This window comes from Mesorhizobium sp. M7A.F.Ca.AU.002.02.1.1, from assembly GCF_003998535.1.
In the GTDB taxonomy this organism is placed as follows: domain Bacteria; phylum Pseudomonadota; class Alphaproteobacteria; order Rhizobiales; family Rhizobiaceae; genus Mesorhizobium; species Mesorhizobium ciceri.
Genome location: NZ_RZPB01000770.1, coordinates 1 through 2,809, shown reverse-complemented (window position 1 = coordinate 2,809; position 2,809 = coordinate 1). Strand labels below are relative to the sequence as shown.

Annotated in this window: 5 protein-coding genes and 1 pseudogene; 2 read left to right on the top strand and 4 right to left on the bottom strand. The window is 57.5% G+C overall.

All coding sequences use genetic code 11. The annotated features are described in order from the left end of the window. From EN879_RS30990 to EN879_RS30985, 3 genes and pseudogenes are all read right to left on the bottom strand, one after another. A pseudogene (locus tag EN879_RS30990) lies at positions 1-202 on the bottom strand (hypothetical protein); the annotation flags it as partial. A 31-nt stretch (positions 203-233) separates the two neighbouring features. Next, positions 234-575 carry a hypothetical protein gene (locus tag EN879_RS39160; RefSeq protein WP_164774691.1) on the bottom strand — a complete coding sequence of 114 codons (342 nt, stop codon included), beginning with the start codon at positions 573-575 and terminating at the stop codon, positions 234-236. A 42-nt stretch (positions 576-617) separates the two neighbouring features. After that, positions 618-956 (bottom strand): hypothetical protein, encoded by a 339-nt coding sequence (locus EN879_RS30985; protein WP_127224562.1) that lies wholly within the window; start codon positions 954-956, stop codon positions 618-620. Positions 957-1,096: 140 nt separating this feature from the next. Here EN879_RS30985 and EN879_RS40275 point away from each other — a divergent pair, with 140 nt between their 5' ends. Together EN879_RS40275 and EN879_RS30975 are read left to right on the top strand one after the other, a co-directional pair. Then, the gene (locus EN879_RS40275; RefSeq protein ID WP_082826765.1) at positions 1,097-1,438 is read left to right on the top strand and encodes a hypothetical protein; all 342 of its coding nucleotides are present in this window, start codon (positions 1,097-1,099) and stop codon (positions 1,436-1,438) included. A gap of 124 nt (positions 1,439-1,562) precedes the next feature. Continuing rightward, positions 1,563-1,904 carry a hypothetical protein gene (locus EN879_RS30975; protein WP_063170627.1) on the top strand — a complete coding sequence of 114 codons (342 nt, stop codon included), beginning with the start codon at positions 1,563-1,565 and terminating at the stop codon, positions 1,902-1,904. A gap of 14 nt (positions 1,905-1,918) precedes the next feature. On the opposite strand, the gene EN879_RS30970 is transcribed toward EN879_RS30975, so the two are convergent. Beyond that, a complete protein-coding gene (locus EN879_RS30970) occupies positions 1,919-2,173 on the bottom strand; it encodes a hypothetical protein (RefSeq protein WP_063170626.1) in 255 nt (84 codons plus the stop codon). Positions 2,174-2,809: the final 636 nt, after the last annotated feature.

Below are 2,809 nucleotides of genomic sequence, written 5' to 3'. Positions count from 1 at the left end.
GCTCGGTCTCTTCCGCCACCTCTTTTTGCACGTCTCGGCGCGAGCGTTCCGCCTCGTCGGAACTATATTCGTCATCTGTCTGCTCGAGTTCGCGATCGATTGTCTCGCGAGATCCCTCCACCGGATCCTGTTGCGGAGATGTTTTCGGGCCGGTTTCGATCTTGCCTTCGCCGGGAACGGTGCGGTCGGAAGACTTCGACATCTTCGGTTTCCCTTCGTCTGTTGTACTGCCTTCACATTCCGGTTTCCTGCCCCAACAGGATCGTCGATGATTTGTTCCGAGGCAGGTCCCCGCTGGTTTCTTTTGCTGCCACGCTCCGGTTGCGACGCTTCGATGCCAAAGCTTTATTGTCGAGACCAACCACCCATGGCGCGGTCGCACTGACCGCTGCGCTCGCCAAGCTTGGCCGGTTAGACGAAGCGAGGGCCGCCGCCGCTCGTGTGCTTGAGCGGTGAATACCCAAGGGCGTCATAGATGAACTGATTGAGGCCGTACCTGGCAGCTTGCGGAAGTTCAGAAGGGCTGTGTCATTCGCCCTCTGGGCTTCGAAGGCGAAGAACTCAATGAAGGCCATGCAAACGAGTTCGGGATAAGCGTAATGGGTAGAACCATTGCGCTATATCTCCATAAAGAGCGTCGGCTCGTCGTACCCTGCCTGCCTAAGGTAGTCGGAAAAATAGAGCGACCGCCCGCGCTGGAGATCGAGGCCGAAGTTGTCTTCCCACTCCTTGGTGATCTCTTGGATGGTAGACCGTGCCGCGCCACAGATGGCGGAAAGGCCGCTTTGCGTGAGATAGGCCATGCCATTTTCAAGCACGCCCATTTCGATGCCGTTGACGTCTTTTTCAACCTCGATTCCGAGGTCGAGAGGAAGCTGTTTATAGGTGGCCGGAAGTCGAGGTGAACTTGCCATTAACCCGTTGATTGCTTGGCCGCAACCCTTGATTCGAGTCACGTAAGATACACAACTATAGCGATTCCTAATACAGGAGCTTTACTTATCCCCGGAGCGCCCGCCCGCCATTCCCCTACGGCTGGGTAGCGCCATCTGGACTCCAACAAGCAAGAGTCGCATTCTTCGATGGGGAGAGGGTTATGGGCCTCCAAAAACAGAAGCCTGTAAGGCGGCATAGGCGTTCGCTGTTAGAGCAGCGGGCGCTGATCCCGGTTTTGCTTTGCGGTGTTGCCGGGGCAAGCTATCTCATACCGCCGCAAGCCGAACAGCATCCCCTTCCCACAGTGCATCGTCTGGGTAGCCCTAGCTCGCCAAGTGGATGCAACATTAAGGGCAATATCAGCGAAACAGGCGACCGTATCTATCACATGCCAGGTCAGCGCTACTATGACGAAACGGTCGTTAACCCGGCCAAGGGGGAGCGCTGGTTTTGCTCTCAATGGGATGCTTGGTGGGCTGGCTGGCGAAAGTCGAAGGTATGACGGGAACTGAGGCTGCGGAATCGGCAAAAACATCTGTAGGTCGGCGCGCAACAGAATATTAGCAATCGGGAACATACGGCTCCTGCGGAAGTTTCTCGGCTGAAGGGACCTCAGGGAGGTTGCTATGAGAAAACTGTTCCTTGCTTCCGTGATCGCCATCGCCTGCGCCGCAGCCACGGTCGCGCCTGCGGATGCACACTTCGGTTCTGGCATCGGCTTTTTTGGTCCGTTCGGCGGCTTTGGTCCGTTCGGCGGTGGCCCCTTCTACGGCGGTGGCCCCTTCTACGGCGGAGGTCCGTTTTACGACTATGGCGGCCGCTACTACGGCCCCCGCTATCCTGGCTACGTGGTCCGCTACCCGCATCGCTACTATTTCCGGCATCGTCACCATTGCCGCGTGAAGTGGGTCAAGCACTGGCACCATCACCACCGGGTGCTGGAACGCGTTCGGGTTTGCCGTTACTGACAAGCCGGATTGGCCTACCGCCCTTCGTTGGCCTTGGCATAAGCATTCGCCTGCCCCATGCCGGAATGCTTCGTCGGGTCGGGCAATAGCTGAAACCGACGCTTGCTGTTCGCAATTCGAGCAGCGCATCTAGGCGCGAGATCAGCGGCCATCGCTGGCGCATCAGCGCCGTACCGCTCGCGCTGCGCCTCCAGGTCGAGCGTGCGGAATGATTGCAGCGGGCGCAATGCGCCGTCATGCCGCTTTCGATCAATGAACCAAACGTCCATCCCATGGCGTGAACATAGCAGGAACGGGAGCGGCGATCAACGATATCTCAAAGTGGCCGGCGCCCTTTGGCGGGGTGCTTCGGAGATGGACGCCGGCCTGGCGGGCGGGGTTGGCACGTCACATGGTGGTCGACACGGTCGGATACCAAGCGACGGTGACAGAACCGTGCCGACCAATCTGGGCACGAGGGTGGGCCTAGTGCCCAAACTTTTACACTACTCGCAAAACGACAGCGCAACAATTAGACCTCATGGACTAGTTCGCGCAGTACGATCTTCGAAAAGTAGGAAATATACTCTGAATCACAGGTTGGAAAAGTGGAGGTCGAGTCTCAGGATGTAGCAGCCCTAATTGCGAACTCGTCGTGCTTGGCCAACGCGGCGGGTTCTGCGCGTGTCATCCCTTTGCAACCATTTTAGCTTAATCTAATTTAAACTCGGTCAGTCCGAGTTCGCGTATGTTGAAGTTCATCCGGCCAATGTTCCCCACGCTTGTCGAGGTGCCGCCGACAGGGGACAACTGGATTCACGAAATCAAGTACGATGGCTATCGGACGCAAATCATAATCGAGGACGGCACGGCCCGAGCGATCACCCGAAGGGGCTACGACTGGTCATCGACGTACAAGACGATAG